We start from the raw sequence: 15,974 nt of genomic DNA on the forward strand, positions 1-15,974 counted from the left end.
ACTTCACATAATCTGATCATTGGTGGATTATCTATTCAACCCGCATGACACCCTGACAAAAAAACAAAACAGGATGGCAACGATGATCGACTACTCCCCGAATACGCTTCACTCCCCTTCCCTGTACCTGGACGATGGCCTGCGCCTCTGCGGCGCCCACGTACCCGCAGCCTTTGTACGGAGCCTCCATGAATAACAAAAACGTTGGTGTTATCGGTTTAGGCGCGATGGGGCTGGGTATTGCCCGCTCGCTGTTGCGCAGCGGCTTCAACGTGCATGCCTGTGATGTGCGCGAAACCGTCACGCAGCAGTTCGCCAGTGAAGGGGGCGTTGCCTGCCACTCCCCTGCGCAGATGGCGACCGCGTGTGATGTGATCATTACCGTCGTGGTCAATGCCGAACAAACCGAGACGGTCATGTTTGGTGAACATGGCGCCGCCTCAGCCTTGCGCCCTGGCAGCCTGGTGATCGGTTGCGCGACGGCCTCCCCTACCTACGCGGTAGACCTGGGCCAGCGGTTGATCAACGCAGGGCTGTTGTACCTGGACGCACCGATCTCCGGTGGCGCAGCCAAAGCGGCTGCCGGTGAGATGACCATGATGACCTCCGGCCCAGCCGAGGCTTATGCAAAAGCTGACGACGTGCTCGCGGGCATGGCCGGCAAGGTCTATCGCCTCGGCGACGCCCATGGCCTGGGCTCCAAAGTGAAAATCATCAATCAACTCCTGGCTGGCGTACACATTGCCGCCGCCGCTGAAGCCATGGCGCTGGGCCTGCGTGAAGGCGTCGAGGCCGACGCCCTGTATGAAGTGATCACCCACAGCGCGGGCAATTCGTGGATGTTCGAAAACCGCGTGCCGCACATTCTCAAGGCCGATTACACGCCGCTGTCGGCTGTCGACATTTTCGTCAAGGACCTGGGCCTGGTGCTGGATACCGCGCGGGCCAGCAAGTTTCCGCTGCCGTTGTCGGCCACCGCTCACCAGATGTTCATGCAGGCTTCCAGTGCCGGGTTCGGGCGCGAGGACGATTCGGCAGTGATCAAGATTTTCCCTGGCATCGAGTTACCGACTGCCAAGACTGACCCCGTATAAGGACACCCCCATGAGCCTACCTTCAGCACGCCCCCTGCTGGGCTGCATCGCCGATGACTTCACCGGGGCCACCGACCTGGCCAATATGCTGGTGCGCGGCGGCATGCGTACTGTGCAAAGCATCGGAATTCCCAGCGCCGAAGTTGCTGCGACGCTGGATGCCGATGCGATCGTGATTGCGCTGAAGTCGCGTACTGTCCCGGCGGCGCAGGCGGTAGCCGACTCCCTGGCAGCCCTTGAATGGCTGCGCGCACAAGGGTGCGAGCAGATTTTCTTCAAGTACTGCTCCACCTTCGACTCGACGGCAGCCGGCAATATCGGCCAGGTCAGCGAGGCTTTGCTCAAGGCGCTCGACAGTGATTTCACCCTGGCCTGCCCGGCATTTCCGGAAAACGGCCGAACCATTTTCCGCGGGCATTTGTTTGTGCAGGATCAACTGCTCAATGAGTCAGGCATGCAGCACCATCCGCTGACCGCCATGACCGACGCCAATCTGGTCCGTGTGCTGCAATCACAAACCTCACATAAGGTCGGCCTGCTGCGCTACGACACCATCGCCCAAGGTGTACCAAAAGTACGCGAGCGGATTACTGAGCTGCGGGCCCAAGGCGTCGGCATGGCCATCGCGGATGCCCTCAGCGATCAAGACCTATACACCCTCGGCAGCGCCTGCAGTGACTTGCCCCTGCTGACCGGCGGCTCTGGCCTGGCCCTGGGCCTTCCCGCCAACTTCCGCCGCGCTGGCAAACTTCGCGACTTCGACCCAGCCTCCTTAACTACCGTACCCGGTGGCGAGGTGGTGCTGGCAGGCAGTGCCTCGATTGCCACCAACGGTCAGGTCGCCGCGTGGCTCGAAGCCGGGCGACCGGCGTTGCGCATCGACCCTCTAGCCCTGGCGGCGGGTCAGCCGGTGGTGGCGGATGCCGTGGCGTTTGCCCTGAGCAACCCCCACACCGTACTGATCTACGCTACCAGCCCGCCGGATGAACTCAAGGCGGTGCAACAGCAACTGGGCGCCGAGCGCGCCGGCGAATTGGTAGAGAACGCCCTGGGTGAAATCGCACAAGCCCTGCGCCAGGGCGGCGTAAGACGCTTCGTGGTCGCTGGCGGTGAAACCTCTGGCGCGGTAGTCACCGCCCTGGGTGTGCGCCTGCTGCAGATTGGCGCGCAGATCGATCCCGGTGTTCCCGCGACCCTCAGCAACACTGCCGAACCGCTGGCGCTGGCCCTCAAGTCGGGCAATTTCGGCGGTAGGGACTTTTTCGACAAGGCACTCAAGCAACTGGCAGGAGGTGCGCAGTGAGCGACGAAAACGCCTTGCGCGAAGAGATCTGCACCGTCGGCCACAGCCTTTATCAGCGTGGGTACACGGTCGGCAGCGCCGGCAACATCAGCGCGCGCCTGGAAGACGGCTGGCTGATCACGCCAACAGATGCGTGCCTGGGCCGCCTTGACCCCGCGTTGATCGCCAAGGTCGACCTCACGGGCAAATGGGTCTCTGGCGACAAACCATCAAAAACCCTGGCCCTGCATCGCCAGGTCTACGATCGCAACCCTGGCGTCGGCGGCGTGGTGCATACCCATTCCACGCATTTGGTGGCCCTGACGCTTGCCGGTGTTTGGCGCCAGGATGACATCCTGCCCCCGCTGACGCCGTACCAGGTGATGAAGGTCGGACACATCCCGCTGATCAACTACCAACGCCCCGGCGCGCCCGATGTGGCGGACCAGGTCGCGCGCCTCGCCAACACCGTCCGCGGCGTGATGCTCGAACGCCTCGGCCCGGTGGTTTGGGAAAGCTCAGTCTCCAAAGCCAGTTACGCCCTCGAGGAACTCGAAGAGACCGCACGCCTGTGGCTGATGAGCAACCCGCGTCCGGCGCCACTGGATGCCGCCGCCCTGGCCGAGCTTAACAGCGTCTTCGGTGCCCACTGGTAGGCATCGATTTCCCCCTGCAACACCCTCAACAATAAAAACAACAGGACCTTCCAGCATGACCACTATCGAGTTTCGTGTTGATGTTTGCAGCCACAAAAAACGCTCCTGCGTTGTCCATGAAGGGTCGCGCTCATGAGCCCGCTTATCCTCATGGCGACCGCAGGCCTGGGCATCGCCTTGCTGCTGTTCCTGGTGCTCAAATACAAATTCCAGCCATTTGTGGCGCTGATGTTGGTCAGCATTATGGTGGCCTTGGTCGCAGGGGTTAAACCTGCCGATCTGGTCGCCACCATTGAGGGCGGCATGGGCAAGACCCTCGGCCACATTGCGATCATCATTGCCTTGGGCGCGATGATCGGTCGCATCATTGAGTTATCGGGCGGGGCCGAGGCGCTGGCCAAAACGCTGATTGAACGCTTCGGTAATCGACGCACGCCCCTTGCCCTGACGATTGCCGGTTTCATTATCGGCGTGCCGGTGTTCTTCGAAGTGGGGGTGATTATCCTCATGCCGCTGGCCTACGGCGTGGCTCGTCGTGCTCGCAAGCCGTTGCTGATGTTCGCGCTGCCGATGTGCGCAGCGCTGCTCACGGTGCATGCATTTCTGCCACCGCATCCAGGCGCGGTCGCCGCCGCCAGCCAGCTGGGTGCCGACCTGGGCCGCGTGCTGATGTTCGGGCTGCCGCTGACGGCGTTCCTCTGCTACGTCGGCTATCGCGTGGCAGGACGCATGACGCGCCGCTTCTACCCGATGTCCGATGATATCCGCGCCGAAGTCTACGGCCCGCACGTCACCAACGACGACCTGCGCGCGTGGCAGGACGGCAAGATCCAAGACGCGCAACAAGGTGCGCAAGCCATCTCGCACATGGGCCTGGAGGAATCCACCAGCAGTATCGTGGCCAAGCTGCCGCCCGCCCCTGCGCCGGGTTTCGGCCTGATCGTCAGCTTGATCCTGTTGCCGATCGTGTTGATTCTGCTAGGTACGCTGGCGACGTCACTGCTGCCGGTCGAATCCACCCTGCGCGCCATCATGACCGTGCTCGGTGCGCCCCTGGTAGCGCTGCTGCTCGACACCTTGCTGTGTGCCTGGCTGCTCGGTTCCCGTCGTGGCTGGAGCCGTTCCCAGGTCTCCGATGTGATTGGCTCGGCGCTGCCGGGTGTGGCCATGGTGATTCTGATTGCGGGTGCCGGTGGCGTATTCGGCAAGGTGCTGGTGGATACCGGCATCGGCGCGGTGGTCTCCGACCTGCTGCGTACCACCGGGCTGCCGGTGCTGGCCCTGGGCTTTTTGCTGACCATGTTGCTGCGCGCCGTGCAAGGCTCCACCACAGTGGCTCTGGTCACCACCGCAGGCATCATCAGCCCGTTGATCGCCACGCTTGACCTGACGCCCAACCACATGGCCCTGTTGTGCCTGGCCATGGGCGGTGGCGGGCTGGCGATGTCGCACATCAATGACGCCGGCTACTGGATTTTCACCAAGCTGGCCGGTCTCAACGTGGCAGACGGCCTGCGGACCTGGACGGTGATCACCACCCTCCTCGGCACGCTTGGTTTCCTTATCACCCTGTTGATCTGGCCCTTTGTCTGATCGTTTACCTTCAGGAGTTCACATGCCTCGCTTTGCTGCCAACCTAAGCATGCTTTACCCCGAACACGCTTTTCTGGAGCGCTTCGCAGCGGCTGCGGCCGATGGTTTTGAGGCCGTGGAGTATCTGTTCCCCTACGAGTACAGCGCCCAGGTACTCAAACAGCACCTGAGCGACAACGGCCTGGTCCAAGCCCTGTTCAACGCGCCGCCCGGCGACTGGGCGGCGGGCGAACGCGGCATCGCCACCTTGCCGGGCCGCGAAAGCGAATTTCGCGCAGGCTTCGACCGTGCCCTGGAATACGCCGCCGTGCTGGGCAATACCCGCATCCACGTGATGGCTGGCCTGCTGCCCTCGGAGCAACACCGTGAGCGCCATCACGCGGTGTACCTGGAGAACCTGGCTTACGCGACCGCCCAAGCCCATCAGGCTGGCGTGACGGTGTTGCTGGAGCCGATCAACACCCGCGACATGCCGGGTTTTTTCCTCAACCGACAGGACCAGGCACACGCGATCTGCAAGGAGGTCGGCGCAAGCAATTTGAAGGTGCAATTTGACTGCTATCACTGCCAGATCGTGGAGGGTGATTTGGCGGTAAAACTGCTTCGCGACATCAACGGCATTGGCCATATTCAGATTGCCGGCGTGCCCGACCGACACGAACCGAACCTGGGTGAATTGAACTATCCCTACCTGTTCGAACTGATTGACGAGTTGGGCTACGACGGCTGGGTCGGTTGCGAATACCGCCCCAAAAGCGATACCTCGGCCGGGCTGCAATGGTTGCGGGACTGGAAAGCGCGTTAAGTAATCAAGCCCGTGCATGCCTTGGTACGCACGGGCGCCTAAAACAAAAACAATAGGACCTACCCATGCATAGACTCAGTCCACGCCCCGCGATCTGGCTGTTGTTGTCCCTGGCGTTGCTCAGTTCCGCCGTCGGCGCCGCGTCGTTACCGGCTGCGACCGAGGGCGATTGGATCGTCCCGCAGTTCACCTTTCACACCGGTGAAAAACTCGCCAACCTCAAACTGCACTACATCACCCTCGGCAACCCCAAGAACCCCGCCATCCTCTACCTGCACGGCACTTACCGGCCCGGCAGCGACGTGCTGAGCAAGGATTTTGGCGGCGAACTGTTTGGCCCAGGCCAACCGCTGGACGCCAACAAGTACTACATCATTTCCACCGACGGCATCGGCGTGGGCCAGTCCAGCAAACCCTCCGACGGCCTGCGCGCAAAGTTTCCCGAGTACAACTACACCGACCTGGTTCAAGCCCAATATCGGTTAGTGACCGAAGGCCTTGGGATCAAGCACCTGCGGCTGATCATCGGCAACTCCATGGGCGGTATGCAAACCTGGATGTGGGGCCAGACGTGGCCACAGATGATGGACGCGCTGGTGCCCATGGCCTCCCAACCCACCGAGATGTCCTCGCGCAACTGGATGATGCGGCGTTTGTTGGTCGAGTCGATCAAGCAAGACCCGGCCTGGAATAACGGTAACTACAGCGCGCAACCGCCGTCGCTGCGCCTGGCGAACGCGATGTTCAGCGTTGGCACAAGCGGCGGCACCCTCGCCTATCAGGCGGCGGCGCCGACCCGGGCGCTGGCCGACAAATGGGTGGATGAGCGCTTGAATGCCGCGCAAACCGCCGACGCCAATGACTTTATCTACCAATGGCAATCCTCCGCCGACTACAACGCAGCCCTCGGCCTGAACAAGATCCAGGCGCCGGTGCTGGTCATCAACTCGGCGGACGATGAGCGCAACCCTCCGGAAACCGGACGACTGGAAGCGTCGATGAAAGCGCTCAAGCATGCCCGGCTGCTGCTCATCCCCGCCAGTGCCGACACCCGTGGCCATGGCACCACGAGCATGGCGAAGTTTTACAGCAAGGAGCTGGGGCAATTTATGCAAGAGACGGAAAAGGCGCGTTAGGCTGGCTGGGGGTCGGACGGCAACATCAATTCGACCCCTTGCTTGCGAATCCCATCCGCCGCCGCAGGCGCCAGCGCGTCATCACTGATGATCACATCGAACTGCTCCAGCCCGGCAATTTTGTACATGCTGAACGTGCCGTACTTGGAGCTACTGGCCACCAGCACCACTTGGGACGCCGACTGCATGGCCACCTGCTTGACTTCCACCTTCAGCGCCGACGGCGTAGTGATGCCGCGTCGCAGGTCCCAGGAGCTGGTCGAGATAAAGGCGATGTCCGTCACCACCTGACGCAGTGTCGCCACCGCCAGGCCACCCACGCATGAATGATTGGAATGGTCCAACTGCCCACCGGTATGGATCACCGTCACGTGCGGTGCATCCATCAACGCCTGCACCACGCCGAAGTCATTGGTCACCACCGTCATGCCACTGAGCAACTTGATATAGGGCACGATCTCCAGCGTGCTGGTGCCCGCATCCAGATAAACCGTCATGTCCGCACCCAGAAGGCGAGCGGCGAGCTTGGCCATGGCTTGCTTCTGCGGCAACTCGACCACGGCCTTGACCTGATGACTCGGCTCACTGTGAAGCTGGCTGGCAATGCGCACGCCGCCCGTCACCGAATACGCCAGGCCTTCCTGCTCAAGCAGCGCGATATCACGGCGCACCGTCATGTGCGAGCAGTCGAACATCTCCATTATCTGATGAACACTCAGCACGTGATGTTTGCGCAACTGGCGCAAGATCAACTCGCGACGTTGTTCAGGAATCATCGGCGCGCCGCTGTCGGCGGCCATGTCCTTCTGGCTTGGCATTCGGTGCTCCAAAGGCTTGAATCGAGTGGCGGTGGTTGGCCTACATAGTAGCGAATCCGCCCACCGATCTGTAACTCACTGCGCCTATTTCAACTCGCTGTCTTTGATATGCGCAATCGGCGCGAGGAGCGAGGGGTCAAAGGGTTGCAGCGCACGGGCCTCAAGCAACCGCTGTACCCAGTCCGGATTGGCCAACGCAGCCTTACCTAGCGCGACGATATCGGCCCCGTCCTGCAGGGTTTGCTCAGCACGCTGCGCATCCTGCACGCCGCCGTTGGCAATCAACGTGACATCCGGCGCATAGCGGCGCGCGAGCGTCACCAGGCTGGCCTCGTTGCCGATAAATGCCGGCTGCCACGCCTCATGCTCGGTCACGTGGATAAAGTCGACCCCGGCGTCAGCCAAACTGCCGAAAATAATCTGCGCGTCATGCTCCCCGCCAGCCCATTTATGCCTGAAGTCATTGACCTTGCCCTGGGAAATACGCACACCCACTGGCGACTGCCGAACCGCCTTTTTCACCGCGCCGATTACCTCAAGCGTCAAGCTCAAGCGCTGGCGCACATCACCGCCCCATCGATCTTCGCGTTGATTGGAGTAGTCCGTCATGAACTGATCCAGCAAGTAGCCGTTGGCACCATGGATCTCAACGCCGTCAAAACCCGCGATGCCAACAGCCCGCTTCGCGGCCTGGGCAAACCCCTCGATGGCATCCGCGATAGCTTCATCGCTCATGGCCTGGGGCACTCGGTATGCACCCTCGCCATAATAAAACTTCATCTGTTCGCCTTTCGGGCGAATCGCCGAAGGGCCGGCCGAGTGATCGACAAACCGGTTCGCCTGGCTCAATGCACCGGCGTGCATAATCTGCGCGACTGCAGCGCTCTCATGGCGATGAATCGCCTCGACTACCTCGCGCCAGGCCAGCGCCTGTTCGCTGTCGCTGATACCGGGCTGGTTCAGGTAGCCCTGGGCATACTGCCGATCGGTGTAGATCCCTTCCGTGATGACCAAGCCAAAACCGCCACGGGCAAAACGCTCGTAATACCGGGCCATTGCAGGTGTGGCATTGCCGCTCTCGCTCGCACTGACGCGTGTCATGGGTGCAAGCGCCATGCGGTTTTTCAGTTTAAGAGCGCCCATATCGAATGGAGTTACAATGCGCGAGTTTAGTGCTGTCATGATTTGCCCTCAATTAGTCGCCAGCCACGACGATAAGCGCGGCAATCGCCCATTAGAAGCGCACGCTTGCAATAAGGCGCCTTAACGCAAACGGTTATAGCCATGCAGATTCCCGAGATAGAGGTGTTCGCCAACGTCGCCATCAGCAACAGTTTGTCCGAGGCCGCGCGGCGGCTTGGGTTGTCGGCGATGACCGTCTCACGGCGTCTGGCGGCCCTGGAAAAAGAGCTGGGAGTGCGCCTGATACACCGCACCACACGCTCCGTCGCACTCACGCCGGAAGGCGAAATGTACCTGCCTTACGCAAAGACCATACTCGAGGCCAATGAAGCCGCGCGTACCACGTTGAAAACCAGTGCGGGCAGTGCCAGCGGCACATTGAGGGTTACCGCCCCCAGCGTCTTTGGCCAAACCGTCATCATGCCGTTGCTCCCAGCGTTGCTGGCTGCCAACCCGACCCTCAAGGTCGACCTGACGTTATCGGATAGCATCATCGACATCGCCGGGCTCGGCATTGATGTAGCCATTCGCATCGCCACACTGCGCGACTCAACGTTGGTGGCCACACCCCTGGCACCAAACCCGCGTGTAGTCTGCGCAAGCCCGGACTACCTGACGCAATGGGGCACACCGACGGTGCTGGATGACCTCAATCAACATCAGTGCATCGCGTTGCATAGCATGCCCTACTGGCCGTTCACCCACGGCGATAACGCTGTGGCCATTCGCGCTCAGGGCGCGTTTTCCGCCAACAGTGTCGAGGCGGTGCGCACTGCAAGCAAACAAGGTCTGGGCCTGGCCATGCTGACCTACTGGGATATCCGCAACGAGCTTGCAGAAGGCTCCCTCGTAAGGGTGAACCTTGAGGATGTACTGCCCGAGCAACTGTCGATCACGGCGGTGCTGCCGACGCGTCACCATGTTCCGCACAGAGTGCGCGTGTTCGTTGAGCACCTGGAAAAAGTACTCAACAATACTCACAGCGAACCAGACCACCTTCTGCGCCAACACCCCATCACGAATCCAGGTGCAACATGATCAGAGAGTTGAAGACATTTATCTGCGTTACGCAGCGGGGCACGTTCGCAGCGGCTGGCCAGCAGGTTGGGCTGACGCAGTCGGCCGTCAGCGCCCAGATCAAAAGCCTTGAGGACAGCTTGGGGGTCAAACTGTTTGATCGTACCGGACGCTCAGCGACGCTCAATTCAGCCGGTCAACGTGCCATTCCCCTGGCCGAGGAAATCCTGCGGCTTTTCGCTCGGATGGGTGCCGCAGACAGCGGTAATGACTTCCACGGAGCACTGCGAATCGGCGCGATCGGCACGGTTCAGACCGGGATCCTGCCGCAGGCGCTGGTGGCTTTGAAGTCACAGGCGCCTTTCATCGAAACCAACCTTGTGCCGGGTGTGTCTTTGAACCTGCTCAGCCAAGTGGACGCCGGCGAGTTGGACTTGGCCATCATGATCAGACCGCCGTTTTCCCTACCCAAGGACCTGCATGCCGAAGTCATCGCGCGCGAGGCGTTCGTATTGATCACGTCCAAAGAGGTAGTGGGTGACGACCCACTGGCGATTCTGGCGGAACAACCCTTCGTGCGGTATGACCGAGGCTCGTTTGGCGGGCGGCTGGTCACCCAGTTTCTCAAGCAGCAAAAAATCCACGTGCAGCAGGCACTGGAGCTGGATGAACTGGATGCCATTGTCAAAATGGTACGCAGCGGGCTCGGCGTTTCGCTGGTACCCAAGGCGGGTCTTTGGCTTGAACATGCGGAGGATGTCAGGGTCCTGGAGTTGCGCAAGCTGACGTTTTTCAGGGAGATCGTACTGGTCTCGAAATACCGGCAAAAACATTCGCCCCTGTTCAACATTTTCCGGACCTGCGTTCTTGACGCGGTGTGATGCCTTTCGAATGCATAGGGGCGATAGAAAATCAATCGCGGCACAGCTAGCGTTTCAGCGTTTGTACGAACCATCGTGGTGCAGCACGAACAACAATGGTGCAAAAGCCTGTGTTACCGATTTACTCATCGAAATTATTCGTGCTCAGGACACAGAATTTGCGCTTTTCCCCACCGTGTTTCCGGATAAGAATTGATTCAGATCAAAACAAATCAATAGGAAACCACCGTGAGCCTCTCCCCTTTCCATCTGGCAATTCCCGTCTACGATCTGGCCGCCACACGTCACTTCTACGGTGAGGTGTTCGGTCTTTCCGAAGGTCGCTCGAGCGACCAATGGGTAGACTTCGATTTCTACGGCCATCAACTGGTCATCCATGAGCACCCAAAAACTGCTTCGCAGGAAAGCGTGCACAGCAACCCGGTAGACGGCCACAACGTACCGGTTCCGCACTTCGGCATCATCCTGGAGTGGGCACAATGGGAAGCCCTGGCCGAGCGCTTGAAAGCGCGTGCCACCAAGTTTGTGATCGAACCCTACATTCGCTTTAAAGGCCAGGTCGGCGAGCAAGCCACCATGTTCCTGTTCGACCCGTGCGGCAACGCGCTGGAGTTCAAGGCGTTCAAGGATATGAGCCAGCTGTTCGCCAAGTAATCTGTTGTTCAAGCGACCGTCGCCATTAGAGCGACGGCGCACTCCCAAGCCGTGAAGCCTTGCTGTGTTGCGCCGGATACCTGTGAAAGCTTGTGCTTTCTCTGTCTCGCTGCACGCGCCTGGCCGATGCTTAGCCTGCCGCATGAGGATAGAGAACACTATGTCCGACCTCAGTCGCATTTTGGATGAGCCGCCAGGAGCGCCTCTTTCACCCGCTGAATGGCAGTTCGAGCCCTGCGGTGATCGCTGCGTGATCCTGATATTTGGCAGCGTATTTTCCATCGACCTCAACCGCCAGGCCGCCTCGGTCGGCAGTCAATTACGCACACTGGCTGCTCAAGGCAAGCTGCCAGGCGTCACGGATGTTGTCTCTGCGATGGTGACCGTCGGCGTTCATTACTCTCCCGAGTCAATTGCCAGCCTTTTCCCCGGTGTGTCGCCTTACGAATCGATCTGCACACTTGTGACCGAGCGTCTCAAGGATTCGCACAGTGCTGCCGCAACGACCGGCGCTCGCCTCGACATCCCCGTGTGCTACGACCCGGAATATGCCCCGGACCTTGAAGATATCGCGCAGGCCAGCGGCCTGACCACCAACGAGGTCATCGCCGCTCACTCGGCCGACTGGCTGGATGTATTGATGGTCGGTTTCGCGCCAGGCCATCCCTACATAGGCATGCACGACAACGCTCTGTCGCTGCCGCGTCGCGCCACACCGCGCACGCTGGTCAAGCAAGGCAGCATCGGCATCGCCAACCGACAAAGCGTGATTTACCCGGCTGACCTCCCCGGCGGTTGGAACCTCATAGGGCGTACACCGCTGCCGATGTTTTCCCCCTTGAGTGAGCCGCCGTGTCGTTTACAGGGCGGCGACCGGATTCGATTCGTACCCATTACCCGCCATGAGTTTGACCTGTTGGCTCGGGAGAACGCGAAGTGACCATCAAGGTAATCAAACCCGGCATGCTCTCTGCCTTCCAGGACACCGGACGGCATGGTTTCCAGCATTGGGGCGTCCCCGTGACCGGCGTGATGGATGAGGATGCGCATGCCCTCTGCAACCTGCTGGTCGGCAATCCTCGTACCTTCAGCACGTTGGAAATGACCCTCCAGGGCCCGACGCTGCACTTTCAGGCCAAAGCCGTGATTGCGCTCGCCGGCGCGGACCTCGGCGCCGAGCTGGATGCGATTCCGCTCAAGCCCGGCGTAGCTGCCCTGGTGTCTCCAGGCAGCACCTTGAGTTTCGGCAAACGGCGAAAGGGTGCCCGCGGTTACCTCGCGGTAGCTGGCGGCTTTTTGCTGCAACCGTTGATGAACAGCACCAGCACGTACTCCCGGGGCGGGTTCGGCGGGCTGCGCGGCCGTGCGCTGCAAGCCGGGGATATGATCCCTATCTGCTCATCGTTTGCCAACCCGCCTCGCCTAAGCCCCCGCTCCAACTTTGGGCTTTATGAAGCGGTCGTCTGCGAACCGATCAGAGTGATCGCGGGGCGAGAATGGAAGGACTTCTCCGCCGAGTCCCAAGCGCACTTCTTGAACCATGACTACACCCTGAGCGGTGACTCGGACCGTATGGGCTACCGACTCGATGGCACACCGCTGGCGTTGTCTTCGCCCAAAGAACTGTTATCGGAAAGTGTCGCGTTCGGCACCGTCCAAGTGCCTCCCAGCGGCAAGCCGCTGATCTTGATGGCTGACCGACAAACAACCGGCGGATATCCACGTATCGCCCAAGTAGCCAGTGTCGATCTGCCACGGCTCGCGCAGTTACTGCCGGGCGACAAGTTGCGATTCTCTCTTATAGATTTGAGCGCCGCCGAAGCATTGCTGCTCACCCGCGCTCGCACGCTCAAAGCGATGGAGGCCTTTAATGCCTGAAATAGACTTCAACAGCGACCTTGGCGAAGGTTTCAGCATTTATCGCGCAGGCGACGATGCGGCGATTCTTCCACACCTCACCTCAGCCAATATCGCCTGCGGCTTTCACGCCGGGGATTCGCGTTCCATGCGCTCAACCGTGGCGCTGGCAGCACAGTTGGGTGTGGCAATCGGTGCCCATCCTGGCTTTGACGACCTGCAAGGTTTCGGTCGCCGAATGATGACGCTGTCCGAGGATGAAGTGTACGAACTCATCGTTTACCAAGTCGGTGCGTTGCTGGGCTTTACCAAAGCGGCCAAGGTCGAACTGCGCCACGTCAAACCCCATGGTGCGCTTTACAACTTCGCGGCGGTGCACCGCCCCACTGCCGATGCGATTTGCCGGGCAGTAAAAGACATTGATCCGAGCCTGATTCTTTTCGGCTTGTCGGGAAGCGCCTTGGTCACCGCCGCCCAAGCCTGTGGCTTGACCGTGGCACAGGAAGTGTTTGCCGATCGCAGCTACCAGGAGGACGGCACACTGACGCCACGCAACCAGCCTGGCGCAATGATCGAAAACCTCCATGAGGCCATCGATCAGGTCATGAACATGCTGCATTTAGGCGAAGTGCGCACCACCCAAGGGACCTGGGTACCGGTGACGGCACACACACTTTGCCTGCACGGCGACCAGCCCGGCGCTGCAGCGTTTGCCAGTGCCATCAGGCAAGCCCTGCTCAAGGAAGGCATCACCATTCAAAAGCCCGCGCGTACGCGTATTTGAGTGACACCCATAACGTTTACCCATAATAAAAAGGAAACAACCATGCCTCGTGAATCAAACCCCTCGTTTTAACTGCCGAGCTTAAAACCTCGTCTGAGAGCTGAATAGTCAATGACGGATGCGTCTGGGCGCCTGAATGCCCGGATGAACTGTGCACTGTCGGTTTTCAGTACGTCACTTTCAAGGCAGGCCCCTCTGCCACTTAACTCTTTTGGCCATTGGCCAGAGTGGAAGGTATTTATGTCTCGTGTTCTCTCTGAAAATACGCACTCGCCGCACATCGACGTCGAGGCACACGCCACCGGCGGCACAACGCAGTCGGCCGTAATTGCCAAGCGCGCGGCCATGGCTTCGGCCACCGGCACCGCCGTTGAATACTATGAGTTCAGTATCTACGGGTATATGGCGACCATCATCGCCCCACTGTTCTTTCCCGGGGACAACCCCGCCGCCGCCCTCCTCGCCACGTTGGCGGTATTCGGCATTGCCTTTGTCATTCGCCCGATCGGCGGAGTGCTGCTCGGCCGCCTTGCCGATCGCATCGGGCGACGTCGAGTGCTGCTCAGCACCGTGATCGGTATGGGCACCGCCACCGCCCTCATTGGCGTGTTGCCCACCACTGCCCAGATAGGCCTCGCAGCCCCTATCCTGCTGGTGTTGTTGCGACTGTCCCAGGGTTTCTTCGCCGGCGGTGAAGTGGTAGGCGCTGCGGCATTTGTAGCGGAATCTTCGCCAAACGGCCGACGCGGGTTCTTCGGTTCATTCACACCGCTGGGCGTTGCCGTGGGTGGCGCAACCGGGGCGATCGTCTGCGGTATCACCACCGGGCTGCTCAGTGCCGAGCAATTGCAAGCTTGGGGCTGGCGTATCCCGTTTTTCCTGTCCATCCCGCTGGTTATGTTCTCTTTTTATATGCGGCATAACGTAGAAGAAACACCGGAGTTCAAAGCCTTCCTGGAGAAGGAAAAGCCGCCGGTAGCGCCGGTCAAAGAGGTGTTCAGCAAAAACCTGCCGGCACTGCTGCGCGTCATCGTCTTCGCGTCTGCGCAGAATGCGGGTTACTTCATCGGGATGGTGTTCATGAACATCTACCTGACCACCTACCTGCATTTCGACAAATCCAAAGTCTATTGGGTGATTGCAGTGATCAGCCTGTGCATGGCGGCGATGATGCCCTTCTGGGGTGGCTTGTCAGACCGTATCGGTCGCCGGAAGGCGCTGAGCATCGGCTTCCTGGGTTACGCCACTCTGGTGATTCCGATGATGATCCTGATGGACAGCGGTAGCCTCTGGATCGCCGCACTGGCGATGTTTGTCGCCACCTTGCCCATGCCAATCGTGCAATCGGTGGGCTACCCCACTTACGCCGAGCAATTTCCGACACGTGTGCGCTACACGGCCATGGCGATCAGCATCAACCTGGGCGCCATCCTGGGCGGTGGGATCACCCCCTACGTGGTCACCTCGATTATCACCAAGACCGGCAATTTACTGGTACCGGGCTATTTCATGGCGGGTGCTGCGGTGTGTGCCTTGTTAGCGATTCTCACGCTGCGTGAAACGTCCAAGGGCAACCTCCTTAGATAGTTCGACGCGACGTTAAGCCTCTAATCTAAACGTAAGGTTGCAGCAGCATGGACATTGAAAAAGTAAAAGAACTGGTCAAGTTGATCGAAGGCTCGGGCCTGGCGGAGATCGATTTCAAAGAAGGCAACAATCGGGTCCGCCTTCGTCGAGACAGTAAACCCGCCGCTCACATCCCCGCGGTGGACGCTCCACAGATGGCCGAACCGCAGCAGGCTCCGGTCAAGCCTAAACCCGTCGGGACGGTTATCTCGGCACCGATGGTGGGCGTGTTCTACCGAAAGGCATCCGCGACTTCAGCAGCGTTCGTTGAGATTGGCCAATCAGTGGCAAAGGGCGATGTCTTGTGCATCGTGGAAGCCATGAAAATGATGAACACCGTGGAGGCAACCTGCAGTGGGGTCATTGAGGCAATCATGGTCGAAGACGGTCAGCCCGTTGAATACGACCAGCCCATGTTCAACATTGTTTGAGCGACGCGGAGGTCAGAATGAGTGAAGTCGCAAAACTGCAAAAAGTAGTGATCGCCAACCGTGGCGAAATTGCCTTGCGTATCGTACGCGCCTGTAAAGAACTGGGCATCAAGACCGTCGCTGTTTACTCGACGGCCGATACCGAATTGATGCACGTG

Annotated in this window: 17 protein-coding genes; 15 read left to right on the forward strand and 2 right to left on the reverse strand. The window is 60.0% G+C overall.

The features are described 5' to 3' along the window. Nucleotides 1–134 precede the first annotated feature (134 nt). The 6 genes from ltnD to GIW02_RS25310 all read left to right on the forward strand — a co-directional run bounded on the left by ltnD (nt 135) and on the right by GIW02_RS25310 (nt 6,566). Nucleotides 135–1,094 carry an L-threonate dehydrogenase gene (ltnD, locus tag GIW02_RS25285; protein ID WP_268935271.1) on the forward strand — a complete coding sequence of 320 codons (960 nt, stop codon included), beginning with the start codon at nt 135–137 and terminating at the stop codon, nt 1,092–1,094. 10 nt (nt 1,095–1,104) lie between these two features. Beyond that, nucleotides 1,105–2,397 carry a 3-oxo-tetronate kinase gene (otnK, locus tag GIW02_RS25290; RefSeq protein WP_236417514.1) on the forward strand — a complete coding sequence of 431 codons (1,293 nt, stop codon included), beginning with the start codon at nt 1,105–1,107 and terminating at the stop codon, nt 2,395–2,397. After that, complete coding sequence (otnC, locus tag GIW02_RS25295; protein ID WP_236417512.1) at nt 2,394–3,032, forward strand: 3-oxo-tetronate 4-phosphate decarboxylase; 639 nt, start codon at nt 2,394–2,396, stop codon at nt 3,030–3,032. Before otnK ends, otnC begins: the two co-directional genes overlap by 4 nt. Nucleotides 3,033–3,164: 132 nt before the next feature. Beyond that, nucleotides 3,165–4,625 (forward strand): GntT/GntP/DsdX family permease, encoded by a 1,461-nt coding sequence (locus GIW02_RS25300; RefSeq protein ID WP_236417510.1) that lies wholly within the window; start codon nt 3,165–3,167, stop codon nt 4,623–4,625. Between the two features lie 22 nt (nt 4,626–4,647). Then, nucleotides 4,648–5,430, forward strand: a complete 783-nt coding sequence (gene otnI, locus GIW02_RS25305; protein WP_236417493.1) for a 2-oxo-tetronate isomerase — start codon at nt 4,648–4,650, stop codon at nt 5,428–5,430. 65 nt (nt 5,431–5,495) lie between these two features. Beyond that, nucleotides 5,496–6,566 carry an alpha/beta fold hydrolase gene (locus GIW02_RS25310; protein ID WP_236417491.1) on the forward strand — a complete coding sequence of 357 codons (1,071 nt, stop codon included), beginning with the start codon at nt 5,496–5,498 and terminating at the stop codon, nt 6,564–6,566. Here the strand turns inward: GIW02_RS25310 and GIW02_RS25315 are convergent. Continuing rightward, a complete protein-coding gene (locus GIW02_RS25315) occupies nt 6,563–7,384 on the reverse strand; it encodes a DeoR/GlpR family DNA-binding transcription regulator (protein ID WP_236417489.1) in 822 nt (273 codons plus the stop codon). The genes GIW02_RS25310 and GIW02_RS25315 overlap by 4 nt on opposite strands. 84 nt (nt 7,385–7,468) lie before the next feature. Further along, nucleotides 7,469–8,566, reverse strand: coding sequence for an NADH:flavin oxidoreductase (locus GIW02_RS25320; protein WP_236417479.1), 1,098 nt, complete (start codon nt 8,564–8,566; stop codon nt 7,469–7,471). A gap of 102 nt (nt 8,567–8,668) precedes the next feature. Between GIW02_RS25320 and GIW02_RS25325 the strand changes: the two genes are divergently transcribed. The 9 genes from GIW02_RS25325 to GIW02_RS25365 all read left to right on the forward strand — a co-directional run. Beyond that, nucleotides 8,669–9,604 carry a LysR family transcriptional regulator gene (locus tag GIW02_RS25325; RefSeq protein WP_236417477.1) on the forward strand — a complete coding sequence of 312 codons (936 nt, stop codon included), beginning with the start codon at nt 8,669–8,671 and terminating at the stop codon, nt 9,602–9,604. Continuing rightward, nucleotides 9,601–10,464, forward strand: coding sequence for a LysR family transcriptional regulator (locus tag GIW02_RS25330; RefSeq protein ID WP_101268606.1), 864 nt, complete (start codon nt 9,601–9,603; stop codon nt 10,462–10,464). The genes GIW02_RS25325 and GIW02_RS25330 overlap by 4 nt, the downstream gene beginning before the upstream one ends. 228 nt (nt 10,465–10,692) lie before the next feature. Continuing rightward, entirely contained in the window at nt 10,693–11,118 is a 426-nt protein-coding gene (locus GIW02_RS25335) for a VOC family protein (RefSeq protein ID WP_236417467.1), read from the forward strand. 160 nt (nt 11,119–11,278) lie between these two features. Further along, complete coding sequence (locus tag GIW02_RS25340; RefSeq protein ID WP_236417465.1) at nt 11,279–12,058, forward strand: 5-oxoprolinase subunit B family protein; 780 nt, start codon at nt 11,279–11,281, stop codon at nt 12,056–12,058. Further along, nucleotides 12,055–12,996, forward strand: coding sequence for a 5-oxoprolinase subunit C family protein (locus GIW02_RS25345; RefSeq protein ID WP_236417463.1), 942 nt, complete (start codon nt 12,055–12,057; stop codon nt 12,994–12,996). The genes GIW02_RS25340 and GIW02_RS25345 overlap by 4 nt, the downstream gene beginning before the upstream one ends. Continuing rightward, nucleotides 12,989–13,759 (forward strand): LamB/YcsF family protein, encoded by a 771-nt coding sequence (locus GIW02_RS25350; protein ID WP_101268600.1) that lies wholly within the window; start codon nt 12,989–12,991, stop codon nt 13,757–13,759. Before GIW02_RS25345 ends, GIW02_RS25350 begins: the two co-directional genes overlap by 8 nt. A gap of 240 nt (nt 13,760–13,999) precedes the next feature. Beyond that, on the forward strand, nt 14,000–15,346 hold the full coding sequence (locus GIW02_RS25355; RefSeq protein WP_236417461.1) for an MFS transporter: 1,347 nt from the start codon (nt 14,000–14,002) through the stop codon (nt 15,344–15,346). 47 nt (nt 15,347–15,393) lie between these two features. Beyond that, complete coding sequence (gene accB, locus GIW02_RS25360) at nt 15,394–15,816, forward strand: acetyl-CoA carboxylase biotin carboxyl carrier protein (protein ID WP_236417458.1); 423 nt, start codon at nt 15,394–15,396, stop codon at nt 15,814–15,816. 17 nt (nt 15,817–15,833) lie between these two features. Continuing rightward, nucleotides 15,834–15,974, forward strand: a 141-nt coding sequence (locus GIW02_RS25365) for a biotin carboxylase N-terminal domain-containing protein (protein WP_456362091.1), incomplete at its 3' end; no start/stop codon positions are given.

This window comes from Pseudomonas syringae, assembly GCF_021606685.1.
Classification (GTDB): Bacteria; Pseudomonadota; Gammaproteobacteria; order Pseudomonadales; family Pseudomonadaceae; genus Aquipseudomonas; species Aquipseudomonas syringae_R.